The sequence below is a fragment of the Sphingomonas aerolata genome, assembly GCF_023935825.1.
Taxonomy (GTDB): Bacteria; Pseudomonadota; Alphaproteobacteria; order Sphingomonadales; family Sphingomonadaceae; genus Sphingomonas; species Sphingomonas aerolata.
In genome coordinates this window covers 100,192-114,641 of record NZ_CP098762.1, presented here as the reverse complement: position 1 = coordinate 114,641, position 14,450 = coordinate 100,192, and the positions used below count along the sequence as shown (strand labels likewise).

The following is a 14,450-nucleotide window of genomic DNA, read 5'->3' as shown; positions in this document are numbered from 1 at the left end:
ATCCTCCCCCGCCAGGGGGAGGTGGCGCCAAAGGCGACGGAGGGGGCGGAAACGCAACACCAGTTCCCCCGCCCCGCCCCCTCCGTCAGGCTGCGCCTGCCACCTCCCCCTGGCGGGGGAGGATGAGGGGTACGTCAGACCTTGCGGGCGAGCGCCTTCTTCAGTTTCGCATGCGCGGACGCCTTGATCTGGCAGACGCGGGCGGCGCCGATGTCGAAGACCGCGCCGATCTCCTCGAGGTTCATCTCCTCGACATAATAGAGCTGGATCACCTGCGCCTCGCGTTCGGGCAGCGCGGTGATCGCGGCGATCAGCGCGCCGCGCAGGTCGCTGTCGGCGAGCTGTTCGAACGCGTCGGGGGTGTCGTCGGCGAACCACGGCATGTCGTCGGCATAGACCTCGTCGATCGAATCGAACCGGATCGCGTCCGCGGTCACATAGTCGCTACGCAGCTTGTCGATGCTGACGCCGATATGCTGGGCGATCATGGCGTCTCCGGGGGCCTTGCCCGTCTGGGCGGTGAGCGTGGAAATGGCGTCGGCATATTGCCGGCGGCGGCGCATCGCGCCGCGCGTCGTCGTCGCCTGGCGCCGCAGTTCGTCGATCATCGCGCCACGCAGGCGGGTCGCGACATAGGCCTTGAACGGCGTGCCGCGCTCCTCGAACCCGGCCGCGGCCTCGACCAGCGCGACGAGGCCGACCTGCACCAGATCCTCGACCTCGACGATGCTGCTCATGCTGCCATGCACGTGCCACGCGATCCGGCGGACCATGGCGAGATGCTGTTTGGCGAGCTGATCGGGGTCGCCGCCAGGGCGTTGCTGGGGACGATAGGTGAGCGGCCCCGTCGGAATTTCGCCGGCGCGCGCGGGGCGGGCCTTGTCGAACGCGGCCGTCATCGGTTCGGCGCTCATGCGGCCAGTGCCTGCTGCGGTGCGCCGATGACCGCGACGACCTCGACCGCCTTGTCCTCGGGCACTTCGAAGAACGACATGACCGGGGTATCAGGCAGACAGGTCCGGACCAGCTTGCGGATTGCGAGGCGGATCGCGGGCTGGACGACCAGCGCGAACGGCTTGGCCTCGGCGATCAGCGGCTGCGCGGCATTTTGCAGCGCCTCGACGATGCGGCGGCCGAGATCGGGTTCGATGACGTGGCGGCGCGACTGGTCGGCACGCATCGCCTGGCCGAGCAGCCCTTCGAGATGCCCCTCGAGCGTCATCACGCGGAGCGGCTCGCGCATCCCGCACAGCTTCTGGATGATCAGCGAGCCGAGACGCGGGCGGATCAGTTCGATGATCTCCTCGGCATCCTGGCTGCGCTGGGCGGCGACCGCGATCGCTGCGGCGATGCTGCGGAATTCCTTCAGCGGAATGTTCTCGGCGAGCAGCCCTTTCAGGACCTGGGTCAGCGTGGTGATCGGGATCGGCGCGAGCGCGGTGACGAGTTGCGCCGCGCGCTCCTTCAGCCCGTCGAGCAGTGCCTGGACCTCGTCGGGGCCGAGCAGATCGGACGCGGTCTGGCCGAGCAGGTGGTTGAGATGCGTCGCGACCACGGTGCCGGAATCGACGACGAGATAGCCAGCCCCGGTCGCCGCATCGGCGTCCGCGGTCGAGATCCAGGTCGCGTCGAGCCCGAAAGTCGGATCCTTGGTGGTCTTGCCGATCAGCGAGCCGAACGCCTGACCGGTGTCGAGCGCGAGCATGTCGTCGGGCGACACGGTGTCCTCCCCGACGACGACGCCGTTGACGATGATGCGGTAGACATAGGGGGCAAGGTTGATGTCGTCGCGGACGCGGACCTGCGGCACGACGAAGCCCAGCTCCTTCGACAGCTGGCGACGGACGCCGGTGATGCGGCCCATCAGCGGCGATCCGCGGCGGTCGTCGACCAGCGGCACGAGGCCGTAGCCGATGTCGAGATTGACCTGCATGCCGTCGGTGACCTCGTCCCAGCCGATCTTCGACTGGTCGATCGCCTCGACGGGGGCGATGACGACGGGGGCGGGGCGACGCTCGATCTGGCGCAGCTTCCAGGCTGCGAACCCGGCGATCGCGGCGGCGGGCAGGATGACCATGTGCGGCATGCCGGGCAGGACGCCGAGCAGCGCGAGGATCACTGCGACCGGCGTCCAGGTGCGCGGGGATCCGAACTGGCCGCCGATCTGGCCGGCGAGATCCTTGTCCGAGGTGACGCGCGTGACGATCGACGCTGCGGCGATCGACAGCATCAGCGAGGGAAGCTGTGCGACGAGGGCGTCGCCGATCGCGAGCAGGATGTAGTTGTGCGCGGCGTCGGCGATCGACATGCCGTGGCTGACTGGCCCCAGGATCAGCCCGCCGATGATGTTGGCGGCGAGGATCAGCATCGCCGCGACCGCGTCGCCCTTCACGAACTTCGACGAGCCATCCATCGAGCCGTAGAAATCGGCCTCGGTCGACACCTCGATACGGCGCGCCTTCGCCTCGTCGGGGGTGATCAGCCCCGCGTTCAGATCGGCGTCGATCGCCATCTGCTTGCCGGGCAGCGCGTCGAGCGTGAAGCGCGCGCTGACTTCGGAGACGCGGCCCGCGCCCTTGGTGACGACGATCATGTTGATGATCATCAGGATCGCGAAGACGAAGATGCCGACGACATAATCGCCGCCGATCAGGAAGGTGCCGAACGCCTCGATGACGTGACCCGCCGCGCTCTCGCCCTCATGGCCGTGGACGAGCACGATACGCGTCGAGGCGACGTTGAGGCCGAGGCGGAACAGCGTGGCGAACAGCAGCACGGTCGGGAAGGCGGAGAAATCGAGCGGCTTCTGCGCGTTGAGCGCGACCATCAGCACGGCAAGGCTGATCGCGATGTTCGCGACGAAGAAGATGTCGAGCATGAATGCCGGGATCGGCACGACCATGACGAGCACGAGCATCAGGATCGCGAGCGGCAGGACCGATGCACGGGCGTTGGAGAGCAGGCGGTTCATGGCTTAGCCCCCCATCTTCGCGAGCATCAGATAGGCGAGCCGCGCGGTGTCGGGCGTTGGGCGGAGCAGGCTCGCCGAATTCTGGCCCGCATTGAAGCCGGCGTTCCGGGTGCCGAACCGGCCCATCGTCGACGTCGCCCAGGCGAGCGCGTCCTCGGCGCTTTCATTGTTGCCGGTGACGACCGTGCTGCCGTCCATGTCGAGCGCCTGTGCGGCGAACTGGACCGAGCGGGTCGTGGTCGAACCGGTCGCGCCCGCGGCGGCGGCGCCGAGCTTCGTCGAGAACCGCTCGTAGATTGCCGACAGCGAGCGCGGCGTACCGTTGGACTCGTAGAAGACGCCGCGATTCGCGCGCGCGGCGGAAGGGAACAGCGCGGCGCCGCTCGCGTCGGGATTGGCCTGCATCGTCGTCAGGAACTTCGACGCGCCGCCGAGCCCCAGAAAATGCGCCATGTACAGATCGGTGCCGGTCGCGGTGCGGCCGAGCTTGCCCTCGAGCGCGTCCTTGTTGTCCGACGCATGTTCGGCCGCCATCATCGAGGCGGCGGCGGGATCGTTGCGCAGCGCGAGAATCGCCTGACGCGTGCCCGCATCCGCAACGCCCAGATGCCCGCCCGAGGACTGGCCGATGCTGTCGGCCGCCCAGCCCAGGCCGTGCTCCGCGCCGTGCTTCTTGACGACCGCGAGCCAGCTCTGTTCGATGAACTGGTACAGACCCGACGCGCTCGACGTGCCCGCCTTGGCATTGGCGTTAAGCCCGCTTTCGAGCTTCGCCTGGCCGAGTAGATAGTCGAAATCCACGCCCGTCTTGCTGCTCGCAAGCGCGATCGCGGACTGGATCCGGCCGGTAGTGATAGGATTGACGGTCATCCCGCGAGTAATGTCCCTGTTTCAGGACACTACACAGCAAGGGGCGTGCCAGATCTTGCCCGGCTGCGCGGATCAGGCGTAGGCCGCACCCATGCGCGGGCGATAGCCGGCAATGCCGCCCTCGCCGGTCAAGGTTTGCAGGCGGCGGCGGACATTTGCCGCCATCAGGTTGGTATAGATGCGGCAGGTTTCGTTGAGGCGGTTCGCCTCGTCCGCCAGCTCGCGCAATTCGGGACCGGCAGGGCCGGTACCGAGCGTTGCGACCGCATTGATGCCGTCGAGCTTTTGCGTCGTCGCGCGCTCCAAGCCGGCGACATCGTTGGATTTCAGCGCCGCAATCTCGGCATGCAGCGCGTCGATCACGCGCACCAGGGCGTCACGCCGGGTCATTCGGTGCCCATTCCAGTTTGAAGGCGAGGAGCCGGTCGGCGATCGTCGCGGGCAGGATCGGGAAGGTGCCGTTGGCGACCGCCTTCTTGACCGCGGCCACGCGCGCTTCGTTGATTGGGGCTGCGGCGGCCATCGTCCGCGCGAGCGCGATCGACGAGGTTGCCGAGGGTTCTGCCTCGACCGCACGGTCGGGCGCCTGCGCCAGAGGCTGGGCGGACGGCTGGACGGGCGTCGTCGCTGCGATGCGCGCGACGGTGCGCTCGCCTCCCGTCAACGGCTTCGAGCCGATCGATTCCACCATGTCTGCACCCTCTGGTTCTTGCTGACAGAGGGAGAAACGGCCGGTGCGCGAAAAGCTTTAACAAAATTAATTCGTCCAGCCGGGCAGGGTCGCGCGGCCACTGGCGACCGCGATCGCCTGGACCGGCGTGCGGGTGTCGTCGACCTTGACCATGAAGCGTGCGCCGGGGGCGGCATCCGCCAGCGCGACGCCCTCACGACTGATCGAAAAGCCGTCGGTGCCAGCCTCGATCACGATCGGATCGCCGCGGCGGATGACGGGGGCGGCCTTCACGACCGGGGCATAGGCCGCACGGGTCGTGGCCGGCGTCGTGCCGGGGGCGGAGGCCGGGCGGATGACGGGGACGAAGATGCGCCAGGCGGGGCCGGCACAGGCGACGACCACCGCGTCATGCGCCTCGGTCCGCCACGACATCGCGACGGTTGGGCACGTCGCGAGCCGCAACCGCGAATCGACCGTCGTGCGCGCGCCACCCTCGGCACCGATCGGCCGGCCGGTGAATGCCGAGATCGCGCGATCGAGCGCGGCGATATCCTGGAAGCCGGCGGACGGCGCACCGGCAGCGATCATCAACAGGGCGAGCATCATGAGGGGGTCCTTGGCGGTTCGCCGACAAAGGCTTGGGTGACGATGGCGGCGCGGCGGCCGGTGGTCGGCGAGGTCGCGAGCGTCACGCGGCCGGGGGCGACATGGGCGATCGCGGCCGCGACGGCGCGGGCACGGTCCGAGGCGAGGATCGCCGCGCTGCGCGTGACGGAGTCGACATCGCCGGGCGAGCCGTCGACCGATCCGGTGACGGTGATCTGGACGCGCGGGTCCCGCACCGCGTCACGCGCCCAGGCCGCCAGCGTATCGGGTGACGTCGGCAGCACAGCCGAACCGACCGCGAAGTCGAGCATGCCGGCCGCCGCAACGGGCAGGGCCGTGGGTTGGGCAGCGGACAGTGGACCGCCGGGTACAGGCAGTTTCGGCCGCGCTGTGTCGACGGTTGGCGTGACCGAGGCGCCGAAACCCTCGCGCAACCCGGCCGCCAGCGCGCGGGGCGCGAGCGGACGGCTACCTGCGGTCTGCGTGGCCTGGAGGAGCACGAAGAAGCCGACCAGCAGCAAGGCGAGGTCGGCGAGCGTGATCAGCCAGAGCGGACGCCCGGGCTGCGGCTCGGGATAATCACCGACCGTCATGCGACGCTCATCAACGGTGCGCGTGGGGCCTCGCGCGCAGCGAGCGCGACCAGTGGCGCCTCGATCCGGGCACGTTCGAAGGCCTCGTTGCGGCCTCGCGCGCGCAGGCGGTTGGCGACCGGCATGAAGACGAGGTTGGCGAGCAGCGCGCCATAGAGCGTCGCGAGCAGCGCGATTGCCATCGCGCCGCCGATCGCGGTCGGGTCGCTCATCGTCGCGAACATTTGCGCGAGCCCGATCAGCGTGCCGACCATGCCCATCGCGGGCGCGAGTTCGGCGGCACCTGCCCAGACCTCGGCGGCGGCGACGTGGCGTTCGATTCGCGCATGACGGCGATGCCGGATCAGCAGCGCCACGTCGCTGGCGCTCGCGCCGTCGACGATCGCCGCGATACCGGCGGCGATGTCGGGATCGGCAATGACCGTGCGGTCGAGCGCCATCGCGCCGTGGCGCTGGGCGATGCGGCCGAGCGCGACGATCTGCTGGAGCAGGGCATCGCCGTCGAGCCGGGCGCGGCCGAGCGTCTTCAGCGCCGCGATCGCGCGGACCAGATCGCGTAACGGCGTCCGCAAGGCGACGCCGAGGATCGTGCCGCCGCCGACGATGGCGAGGGCAGCAGGGTCGAGCAGATGGGCGAGCGTGATCATGTCTCGCAAATCGTTGCAAGGGCCGGGCCAGTTCGCGATCCCATGGTGAGCGGGACTCGCGCGGGCCGGTGGTTTGCAGGCTGCGCGACGGGTCGGCACCACGCCTGCCGGCGCGCTTGCCGCCACCTCTGCCGGGGCGGCAAGGCGTTGCCGGCCAGGTTGCCGCGCGCTTGCCGCCGGGCGGCAAAGCGGCATCATCCGGTCGGCGAGCGCGAACTGGCACGGCCATTGCTCTGGAAGGCTTGCGCAATTCAGCGCGGGAGTTCGGTCCAGTGTCAGGTGACTCGCTGTTCGGCGTTCATGGTGCGGCCCTCGAGGTGCGATCGCAGCGCATGGGGGTGCTGGCGTCGAACATCGCCAATGCCTCGACCCCCGGCTTCAAGGCGCGCGACATCGACTTCAAGTCGGCGCTCGCGTCGCTCGAGACGGACGGCGCCGGCGGGCTCGACGCGGCGACCAAATACCGTGTGCCGACGCAGACCTCGATGGACGGCAACACCGTCGAGCTGAACCAGGAGCAGACCGCGTTCGCCGAGAATGCGGTGCAGTACCAGACCACGCTGTCGTTCCTGAACGGGCGGATCAGCCAGGTCACCCGCGCGCTGAAGGGGGACTAAGCGATGGCCAATGCGCCGATGACGATTTTCCAGGTCGCGGGCCGCGCGATGTCCGCGCAGCTGTTGCGGATGAACACCACCGCGTCGAACCTCGCCAATGCGGGCGGCGTCGCGGGGTCTGCGGAGGCTGCGTACAAGACGATGAAGCCGGTGTTCCGCACCAGCTTCGACGCCGCCAGCGGCATGTCGACGGTCGATGTCGAGAAGGTCGTCACCGCCGGCGAGGCCCCCGCCAAGCGCTACGATCCGAACAATCCGATGGCCGACAAGGATGGCAACATCTTCGAGGCGGCGGTCGATGAAACGCGCGAGCTGGTCGACATGATGGAGACCGCGCGCAGCTACCAGAACAATGTCGAGGTGATGCAGACTGCGAAGTCGCTGATCATCGATACCCTCAAGCTAGGCCGCTGATCATGGCAAGTTCCTTCGACTCCACGCTTTCCAACCTCGGCATTACGCGCGCGACGACCGCCGCGACGACGACCACGGCATCCAATTCGACGACTCTCAACCAGTCGGATTTCCTGAAGCTGATGACCGCGCAGATGCAGAATCAGGACCCGTTCAACCCGGTCGACAACACCCAGATGGTCGCACAGATGGCGCAGTTCTCGAGCCTCGCCGGTATTTCCGAGATGAGCACGACGATGAAGTCGATTGCCGACAAGCTGAACGTGACCAGCGCGAGCGATGCGATGGCCTATGTCGGCAAGACCGTGCTGACCGCAGGCGACACGGCCTATGGTCGGACCAGCGGCGGGCTGGCCGGCGGGATCGAGCTCGGCGCAGCGGCGAGCAACGTCAACGTCACGATCACCGATGCCAATGGCGGCGTGCTGAAGACCATGTCGCTCGGCAGCGCCGACAAGGGCACCGTGAACTACGACTGGGACGGCAAGACCGCGACCGGCGAGGATGCCGGGACGGGACCGTTCAAGGTCATCGTCAACGCCCAGAATAATGGCACGACCGTTGCATCACAGAACCTCGTCTGGGCGCCGGTTCAGTCGGTTTCGACGACGACCGGTGCCGCCATCCTCACGCTACCGGGCCTCGGTGAGGTCCCCGTCACCGCGGTTCGCCAGATCGGCTGATCGCCCGCTGCTTGCCAGAATTCCAGGAGTAACCCGATGTCCTTCTATACCTCGCTTTCCGGCCTCCAGGCCTCGCAGACCGAAATGTCGACGATCTCGCACAACCTCGCGAACGTCTCGACCAACGGTTTCAAGAAGAGCCGTACCGAATTCGCCGACGTGATCGCGTCGAGCGTGTCGCTGAACCCGGCGCAGCAGATCGGCTCGGGCACCGTGGTGCAGGGCAATCGGCAGCAGTTCAGCCAGGGCAATCTCATCCAGTCGGCCAACGCGCTCGATCTCGCCGTGTCGGGCGACGGCTTCTTCGTGGTCAAGCCGAGCACGACGTCGCTCAACGTCAACTATACGCGCAATGGCGGCTTCCTGGTCGATGCCGATCGCTATGTGGTCGATTCGAACGGCAGCCATCTTCAGGTCTATCCGGTCGACGGGTCGGGCAAGGTCGTCGCATCGGGGCTCGATTCCGCGGTCAGCCTCCAGCTTCCCGCCACCAGCGGCAAGGCCGTTCCGACCGCGAACGTGTCGATGTCGCTGAACCTCAGCGCCAATGCGGCGATCCCGGCGACGAAGACGTTCGACCGGTTCGACCCGACCAGCTACAACCAGTCGGCGCAGACGACGATCTACGACGCGAGCGGCAACGCGCAGACGCTGACCAATTATTTCAAGCGCACGACGACGCCCGATGCCGCCAACGGCAATACGAGTAGCTGGGAAGTGTTCAGCTATGTCGGCGACAAGCCGATGACCACCAGCGGTGCGGCAAGCGTCGAGCTGGACTTCGACACCACCGGCAAGCTGACCGCGCCGACCACTGCGGTCGCGTTCGACCCGTTCACCACTGCAGGCAGCAGCACGACGCAGCAGTTCGGCTTCACCTTCGGGCTCGACACCACGCAATTGGCATCGGCGTTCAACGTCGCCGCGCGCGCGCAGGACGGCAAGGCGGTCGGCCAGATCCAGGGCGTGACGATCGACGAGTCCGGCATCGTCAAGGCGAGCTTCTCGAACGGCGACACGCAGGCACTCGGCCAGGTGATGCTCGCCAACTTCTCGAACCCCGAGGGTCTGCGCCAGCTCGGCAGCAGCTACTGGTCGGCGACGGGCATTTCGGGCGAGGCCAAGCTCGGCATCGCCGACGTCAACGGCTTCGGCAAACTGATGTCGGGGACGATCGAGCGCTCGAACGTCGACATCACCGAAGAGCTCGTCTCGCTGATCGCGGCACAGCGCAATTTCCAGGCGAACTCGAAGGCCTTGGATACCGCAAGCCAGATCTCGCAGACCATCTTCAACATCCGCAGCTGACCCAGGGCGCGGACGGAGAACCCTGAATGGATAAGCTGGTCTACACCGCGGCGACGGGACTGCGCGCGCACATGGCGGCGCAGTCGGCGATCGCCAACAACATGGCGAACGCGTCGACCACCGGATTCCGCGCCGACCGCGTGGTGTTCGACCGGATCGACCTGAAGGGTGGCGGCCAGCAGTTCGAGGCGCGCGCGCCGACGTCGGAGGAAGTGACCGACGCCGACCGCGCGCCGGGGGCGATCCAGACCACGGGCCGGCCGCTCGACGTCGCGGTCACCGGCGCGACCGCATGGCTCGCGGTCCAGGCGTCGGACGGCTCCGAAGCCTATACGCGGCGCGGCGACCTGAAGATCGCGCCATCGGGCGTGCTTCAGACCGGCGACGGTTTTCCGGTGATGGGGTCGGGCGGGCCGATTACGATCCCGCCCTATGACACGCTCTCGATCGCGGGCGACGGGACGATCTCGATCGTGCCGCAGGGTGGCGACGCGAATGCACCGCAGGTGATCGACAAGCTGAAGCTGGCCGACACCAAGGGGTCGGACACGGTCAAGGGGCTCGACAATCTGCTGCGTGTGCGCGGTGGCGGCGTGCTGCCCGAGGATCTCGATGCGAAGGTGCAGGGCGGGGCGATCGAGGGATCGAACGTCAACATGACGCAGGCGCTGGTCGACATGATCGAGAATCAACGCAGCTACGAGGTCCAGGCCAACATGCTGAAGTCCGCCAAGGACATGGATGAAAGCGGTGCATCACTGATGCGCCTGCCGAGCTAAGGAAGGATTAGGCCATGAGCAGTTCCGCCATGCATATCGCGCGTACCGGGCTCGATGCCCAGGATACGCGCATGCGGGTCATTTCGAACAACCTCGCCAACGTCAACACGACGGGGTTCAAGAAGGATCGCGCCGCGTTCGAGACGCTGGCGTACCAGGTCGTCACCGCACCGGGTGCGCAGTCGACGTCGGAGACCAAATACGCGACCGGGCTCAACCTCGGTACCGGCGTCCGGATCCAGGGCACGGCGCGGATCGATACGCAGGGGTCGATGCAGACGACGGGCAACAGCCTCGACCTCGCGCTCGACGGCGACGGCTATTTCCAGGTGCAGATGCCCGGCGGCACGCTCGGCTACACCCGCGCGGGCAATTTCTCGCGCAGCCCCGAGGGGCTGATGGTGACCAGCGAGGGTTATCAGGTGATGCCCGGCATCACCGTGCCCGAGGGGACGACCAACATCACGATCGGCCAGGACGGTACCGTCTCGGCGACGATCCCCGGCCAGTCGGAAGCGCAGCAGATCGGCCAGATCCAGGTCGCGAGCTTCGCCAATGGTGCCGGGCTCCAGGCGACCGGCGACAATTACCTCGTCGAGACCGCCGCGTCGGGCGCCGCCAATCTGGGCGTTGCCGGGCAGGATGGCCGCGGTCGCGTGCGGCAGGGGATGCTCGAGGCGTCGAACGTCAACGTCGTCGAGGAGCTGGTCGACATGATCGAGACGCAGCGTGCGTATGAGGTCAATTCGAAGATGATCTCGGCGACCGACGACATGCTGAAATACGTCAACCAGAACATCTGATCGCAGGGCGCATCATGGCATTTCCGATCCCCACGCGCGCGCCGATCGCGCTCCTCGCGATTGCCGCCGGCACGCTCGCGCCGTTGTCGGCGCCGGCCAGGCTGTTCGGCAAGAAGGCGCCGCCCGAGGACTTCACCGTCGCACGGCCGCTGCCCGTGCCCGTGGCGTCGCCCGCGACCGGATCGATCTTCCAGGCGCAGGACGGCTATGCCGCGCTGTACGAAGGCTGGCGGGCGCGGAAAGTCGGTGACCCGCTGACGATCGTGCTGGTCGAGCGCACCGCCGCGTCGAAATCCTCGGGCTCGAAGCTCGACAGCAGCGGCTCGGCAAGCATCACCCCGCCGACGACGGGCGCTCTGAACCTGTTCAACCGCGCCGATGCGACGATCAGCGGCGGGCGCAACTTCAACGGCGCAGGCGCCGCCGACCAGGCGAACTCGCTGTCGGGCGAAGTCAGCGTGACGGTCGCCGAAGTCTATCCCAACGGCACGATGCTGGTGCAGGGGCAGAAGCGCGTGACGCTTAACCGCGGCGACGAGTTTCTTAAGATCAAGGGGCTGGTGCGCACCGCCGATGTCGACCGCGACAACCGCGTGCTGTCGACGCGGGTCGCCGATGCGCAGATCTCGTACACCGGCAAGGGCGATGTCGCCCGCGCCGGCCGCCAGGGGTGGCTCAGCCGCTTCTTCTCCGTCGTCAGCCCTTTCTGAGGCCGTGACCATGCGCTTCCTGCTCGCCCTTTTCGCCTCGCTCCTGATCGCAGCCCCGGCGTCTGCCGACCGGATCAAGGATCTGGGCGGGTTCCAGGGGATCCGGTCGAACCAGCTGACCGGCTACGGCATCGTCGTCGGGCTGCCCGGCACGGGCGACGACAATCTGGAATATACCGTCCAGTCGCTTAAAGCCGTCGCGTCGCGCTTCGGGCTGCAGCTGCCGCCCAACGCCAATCCGGGGATGAAGAACGCCGCGGTGGTGATGATCACTGCCGAACTGCCGCCCTTCGCCAAGCCCGGCCAGCGGCTCGACATCACCGTCGCGTCGATGGGCAAGGCCAAAAGCCTGCGCGGCGGCAGCCTGATCATGACGCCGCTGCTCGGCGCGGATAACCAGATCTATGCGATGGCGCAGGGCAATCTCGCGGTCGGCGGGCTCGGCGCGGAGGGCGCGGACGGGTCGAAGATCGTCGTCAACATCCCCTCGACCGGGCGCATCCCCGAGGGCGCAACGGTCGAGCGCGCGGTCGCGACCGGGTTCGACAGCGCGCCGATGCTGACCTTCAATCTCGCGCGCGCCGATTTCACCACCGCGCAGAACGTCGCGGGCGCGATCAATTCGAAGCTGGGCTTCGGCAGCGCACAGGCGATCGACGCGGTTTCGGTCGCGGTCCGCGCGCCGGTCGGTGCGGACGTTCGTGCGACCCTGATGTCGACGATCGAGAATCTCGACGTGGTCTCCGCCGAGCCCTCGGCAAAAGTAATCGTAAATGCGCGCACCGGTACGGTCGTTATAAATTCCGCGGTGCGCGTGGGGCCTGCCGCGGTGACGCATGGGAAGCTGACGGTGCGGATCGACGAGAAGCCACAGGTGAGCCAGCCCGCGCCGTTCAGCCAGGGCCAGACCGTCGTCACGCCGAACAGCGCGGTCGCGGTCGAGGAGGAGCGTCGCCCGATGTTCCTGCTGAACCCGGGGCCCCGGCTTGCCGACATCGTCAAAGCGGTGAACGCGATCGGCGCGTCGCCCGCCGACCTCGTCGCCATCCTCGAGGCGTTGAAAGAGGCCGGCGCGCTCAAGGCCGAGTTGATCGTCCTGTGAGCCCGATCGCAGCCCCCGGCCCGATCGATGCGGGCGGCATCTCGACCGATACGAGCCGGCTCAAGTCGAACGACAATCTCGACAAGGCGGGCAAGAAGTTCGAGGCGGTCTTCACCGGCATGATGCTCAAGAGCATGCGCCAGGCGAAATTGAGCGATTCGCTGTTCGAATCCAAGGCGCTCGACACGTTTACCGAAATGCAGGACGCGCGCGTCGCGCAGACGATGGCCGAGCACACGCCGCTCGGCATCGGCAAGGCGATGACCGATTTCCTCGCCAAATCGCAATCCGATCTTAACCCGGGCGCGGCAGAGCCGTCGGCATGAGCGACCTCCTGTCGATCGGCGCGTCAGGCGTGCGGGCGTACCAGACCGCGCTGAACACCGTGTCCGAGAACATCGCGAACACCGGCACCGCGGGTTATACCCGGCGGACGACGAATCTCGGCCAGGTGACCTCGATCGGCAGTGGCATCAATGCGAGCGTCGCGACGGGCAGCAACGGCGTCACCGTCACCGGCATCTCGCGCTCGGCCGACACGTTCCGTTCGCTCGCGGTCCGCAATGCCGGGTCGGATCTTGCCAGGACGGAGACCGCGGCGGCCTGGCTCGGGCGGATCGAGACGTCGCTGACCGACAACAAGCTCGGCGATCGTCTCACCAGCTTCTTTTCCGCCGCGCAGACCTTGTCGGCGGATCCGACCTCGGTGCCGGCCCGGTCGGTGATGCTCGAATCCGCGACCAGCGCGGCCGCGGCGTTTACCGCTACGGGCAAGGCGCTCGACACCGCAGCGGCCGATCTCGACACCGCGACGCGCCAGGCGACGCAGACGCTCAATTCGTTCGGCACCGCGCTCGCCAAGGTCAATGACGGCATCGCGCGTAGCCAGAAGGGGTCGACCAACGCCGCGCAGCTCGGCGACCAGCGCGACCAGTTGCTCGAGCAGATGAGCACGATCACCGATATCAGCACGGAGTTCGACGATCTCGGCCGCGCGACGGTGCGGCTGGGCGGGGCGAGCGGCCCGGTATTCGTGGCGGGCCCCGATGCGGGCAATGTCAGCTATCTGAAGAATGACGAGGGCGCGGTCGGGTTCGTCGTGCAGCGGACGGGCACGACATCGGCGGTGACGCCGTCGGGTGGCGCGCTGGCCGGCTATGCCGAGGGCGCGCAGAAGATCGTCGCGGCGCGCGACACGCTCAACGGCATCGCGACCGATTTCACCACGCAGGTCAACGCCATCCAGGCGCAGGGGCGCGATCTCGACGGCAATCCGGGTGCGGCGCTGTTCAAGACCGGCGACACGCCAACCAGCATCACCGTCGCGCTGACCGATCCGCGCGGCATTGCCGCGGCGGGCGCGACCGGCGGCGCGCGCGATGCGTCGAACCTGGCCGCGCTGCTCGCGACGCGCGACCCGACGACGGGCAGCGAACAGCGGCTGACCAACATGATCACCAGCAATGCGGCGTCGCTGGAGCAGCGCAAGCTGGTCGGCGATGCGCAGGGTGCGATCCGCGACGGCGCGGTGACCGCACGCGATTCGGGCAGCGGTGTCGATCTCGACAGCGAGGCGGTCGACCTGCTCCGCTTCCAGCAGGCCTATCAGGCGTCGAGCCGCGTCATCCAGACCGCGCGCGACATCCTCCAGACCATCCTCGAGATCCGGTAGGC

At 67.7% G+C, this 14,450-nt stretch carries 18 protein-coding genes; 10 read left to right on the top strand and 8 right to left on the bottom strand.

Going from position 1 to position 14,450, the window contains the following annotated elements:
* Window positions 1-134: 134 nt before the first annotated feature.
* The 8 genes from NEF64_RS00495 to NEF64_RS00460 form a co-directional block, all read right to left on the bottom strand.
* Complete coding sequence (locus NEF64_RS00495) at window positions 135-914, bottom strand: FliA/WhiG family RNA polymerase sigma factor (RefSeq protein WP_252574448.1); 780 nt, start codon at window positions 912-914, stop codon at window positions 135-137.
* On the bottom strand, window positions 911-2,971 hold the full coding sequence (gene flhA / locus NEF64_RS00490) for a flagellar biosynthesis protein FlhA (RefSeq protein ID WP_056409667.1): 2,061 nt from the start codon (window positions 2,969-2,971) through the stop codon (window positions 911-913). The genes NEF64_RS00495 and flhA overlap by 4 nt, the downstream gene beginning before the upstream one ends.
* Window positions 2,972-2,974: 3 nt before the next feature.
* Window positions 2,975-3,841, bottom strand: a complete 867-nt coding sequence (locus NEF64_RS00485) for a hypothetical protein (protein ID WP_056409669.1) — start codon at window positions 3,839-3,841, stop codon at window positions 2,975-2,977.
* 72 nt (window positions 3,842-3,913) lie between these two features.
* Window positions 3,914-4,231: a hypothetical protein gene (locus NEF64_RS00480; protein ID WP_031394268.1), complete on the bottom strand. Its 318-nt coding sequence runs from the start codon at window positions 4,229-4,231 to the stop codon at window positions 3,914-3,916.
* Complete coding sequence (gene flgM / locus NEF64_RS00475) at window positions 4,218-4,532, bottom strand: flagellar biosynthesis anti-sigma factor FlgM (RefSeq protein ID WP_056409672.1); 315 nt, start codon at window positions 4,530-4,532, stop codon at window positions 4,218-4,220. The genes NEF64_RS00480 and flgM overlap by 14 nt, the downstream gene beginning before the upstream one ends.
* A gap of 66 nt (window positions 4,533-4,598) precedes the next feature.
* Window positions 4,599-5,120: a flagella basal body P-ring formation protein FlgA gene (locus NEF64_RS00470; protein ID WP_235516553.1), complete on the bottom strand. Its 522-nt coding sequence runs from the start codon at window positions 5,118-5,120 to the stop codon at window positions 4,599-4,601.
* Window positions 5,117-5,713, bottom strand: coding sequence for a flagellar motor protein MotB (locus NEF64_RS00465; protein ID WP_056409676.1), 597 nt, complete (start codon window positions 5,711-5,713; stop codon window positions 5,117-5,119). The genes NEF64_RS00470 and NEF64_RS00465 overlap by 4 nt, the downstream gene beginning before the upstream one ends.
* Window positions 5,710-6,360, bottom strand: coding sequence for a motility protein A (locus NEF64_RS00460; RefSeq protein WP_082447095.1), 651 nt, complete (start codon window positions 6,358-6,360; stop codon window positions 5,710-5,712). Before NEF64_RS00460 ends, NEF64_RS00465 begins: the two co-directional genes overlap by 4 nt.
* 272 nt (window positions 6,361-6,632) lie before the next feature.
* Between NEF64_RS00460 and NEF64_RS00455 the strand changes: the two genes are divergently transcribed.
* The 10 genes from NEF64_RS00455 to flgK are packed head-to-tail and all read left to right on the top strand — an operon-like array spanning window position 6,633 to window position 14,448.
* Window positions 6,633-6,977 (top strand): flagellar basal body rod protein FlgB, encoded by a 345-nt coding sequence (locus tag NEF64_RS00455; RefSeq protein ID WP_056409678.1) that lies wholly within the window; start codon window positions 6,633-6,635, stop codon window positions 6,975-6,977.
* A gap of 3 nt (window positions 6,978-6,980) precedes the next feature.
* Window positions 6,981-7,391 carry a flagellar basal body rod protein FlgC gene (gene flgC / locus NEF64_RS00450; protein ID WP_031394680.1) on the top strand — a complete coding sequence of 137 codons (411 nt, stop codon included), beginning with the start codon at window positions 6,981-6,983 and terminating at the stop codon, window positions 7,389-7,391.
* A 2-nt stretch (window positions 7,392-7,393) separates the two neighbouring features.
* Window positions 7,394-8,074 (top strand): flagellar hook assembly protein FlgD, encoded by a 681-nt coding sequence (locus NEF64_RS00445; protein WP_031394681.1) that lies wholly within the window; start codon window positions 7,394-7,396, stop codon window positions 8,072-8,074.
* A gap of 36 nt (window positions 8,075-8,110) precedes the next feature.
* Window positions 8,111-9,382 carry a flagellar hook protein FlgE gene (locus NEF64_RS00440; protein ID WP_056409681.1) on the top strand — a complete coding sequence of 424 codons (1,272 nt, stop codon included), beginning with the start codon at window positions 8,111-8,113 and terminating at the stop codon, window positions 9,380-9,382.
* Window positions 9,383-9,408: 26 nt separating this feature from the next.
* Window positions 9,409-10,161 carry a flagellar basal body rod protein FlgF gene (locus NEF64_RS00435; RefSeq protein ID WP_056409684.1) on the top strand — a complete coding sequence of 251 codons (753 nt, stop codon included), beginning with the start codon at window positions 9,409-9,411 and terminating at the stop codon, window positions 10,159-10,161.
* Window positions 10,162-10,175: 14 nt separating this feature from the next.
* Window positions 10,176-10,964, top strand: a complete 789-nt coding sequence (gene flgG / locus NEF64_RS00430) for a flagellar basal-body rod protein FlgG (protein WP_031394684.1) — start codon at window positions 10,176-10,178, stop codon at window positions 10,962-10,964.
* Between the two features lie 14 nt (window positions 10,965-10,978).
* Window positions 10,979-11,674, top strand: a complete 696-nt coding sequence (locus tag NEF64_RS00425; protein ID WP_082447096.1) for a flagellar basal body L-ring protein FlgH — start codon at window positions 10,979-10,981, stop codon at window positions 11,672-11,674.
* 10 nt (window positions 11,675-11,684) lie between these two features.
* Window positions 11,685-12,776 carry a flagellar basal body P-ring protein FlgI gene (locus NEF64_RS00420; RefSeq protein WP_031394687.1) on the top strand — a complete coding sequence of 364 codons (1,092 nt, stop codon included), beginning with the start codon at window positions 11,685-11,687 and terminating at the stop codon, window positions 12,774-12,776.
* Window positions 12,773-13,102, top strand: coding sequence for a rod-binding protein (locus NEF64_RS00415; RefSeq protein WP_031394688.1), 330 nt, complete (start codon window positions 12,773-12,775; stop codon window positions 13,100-13,102). Before NEF64_RS00420 ends, NEF64_RS00415 begins: the two co-directional genes overlap by 4 nt.
* Window positions 13,099-14,448, top strand: a complete 1,350-nt coding sequence (gene flgK, locus NEF64_RS00410; protein WP_056409686.1) for a flagellar hook-associated protein FlgK — start codon at window positions 13,099-13,101, stop codon at window positions 14,446-14,448. Before NEF64_RS00415 ends, flgK begins: the two co-directional genes overlap by 4 nt.
* Window positions 14,449-14,450: the final 2 nt, after the last annotated feature.

Coding starts and splice junctions, on each gene's coding strand:
- NEF64_RS00495 (WP_252574448.1), bottom strand. CDS start 914: ATGAGCGCCGAACCGATGACGGCCGCGTTCGACAAGGCCCGCCCCGCG.
- flhA (WP_056409667.1), bottom strand. CDS start 2,971: ATGAACCGCCTGCTCTCCAACGCCCGTGCATCGGTCCTGCCGCTCGCG.
- NEF64_RS00485 (WP_056409669.1), bottom strand. CDS start 3,841: ATGACCGTCAATCCTATCACTACCGGCCGGATCCAGTCCGCGATCGCG.
- NEF64_RS00480 (WP_031394268.1), bottom strand. CDS start 4,231: ATGACCCGGCGTGACGCCCTGGTGCGCGTGATCGACGCGCTGCATGCC.
- flgM (WP_056409672.1), bottom strand. CDS start 4,532: ATGGTGGAATCGATCGGCTCGAAGCCGTTGACGGGAGGCGAGCGCACC.
- NEF64_RS00470 (WP_235516553.1), bottom strand. CDS start 5,120: ATGATGCTCGCCCTGTTGATGATCGCTGCCGGTGCGCCGTCCGCCGGC.
- NEF64_RS00465 (WP_056409676.1), bottom strand. CDS start 5,713: ATGACGGTCGGTGATTATCCCGAGCCGCAGCCCGGGCGTCCGCTCTGG.
- NEF64_RS00460 (WP_082447095.1), bottom strand. CDS start 6,360: ATGATCACGCTCGCCCATCTGCTCGACCCTGCTGCCCTCGCCATCGTC.
- flgC (WP_031394680.1), top strand. CDS start 6,981: ATGGCCAATGCGCCGATGACGATTTTCCAGGTCGCGGGCCGCGCGATG.
- NEF64_RS00445 (WP_031394681.1), top strand. CDS start 7,394: ATGGCAAGTTCCTTCGACTCCACGCTTTCCAACCTCGGCATTACGCGC.
- NEF64_RS00440 (WP_056409681.1), top strand. CDS start 8,111: ATGTCCTTCTATACCTCGCTTTCCGGCCTCCAGGCCTCGCAGACCGAA.
- NEF64_RS00435 (WP_056409684.1), top strand. CDS start 9,409: ATGGATAAGCTGGTCTACACCGCGGCGACGGGACTGCGCGCGCACATG.
- flgG (WP_031394684.1), top strand. CDS start 10,176: ATGAGCAGTTCCGCCATGCATATCGCGCGTACCGGGCTCGATGCCCAG.
- NEF64_RS00425 (WP_082447096.1), top strand. CDS start 10,979: ATGGCATTTCCGATCCCCACGCGCGCGCCGATCGCGCTCCTCGCGATT.
- NEF64_RS00420 (WP_031394687.1), top strand. CDS start 11,685: ATGCGCTTCCTGCTCGCCCTTTTCGCCTCGCTCCTGATCGCAGCCCCG.
- flgK (WP_056409686.1), top strand. CDS start 13,099: ATGAGCGACCTCCTGTCGATCGGCGCGTCAGGCGTGCGGGCGTACCAG.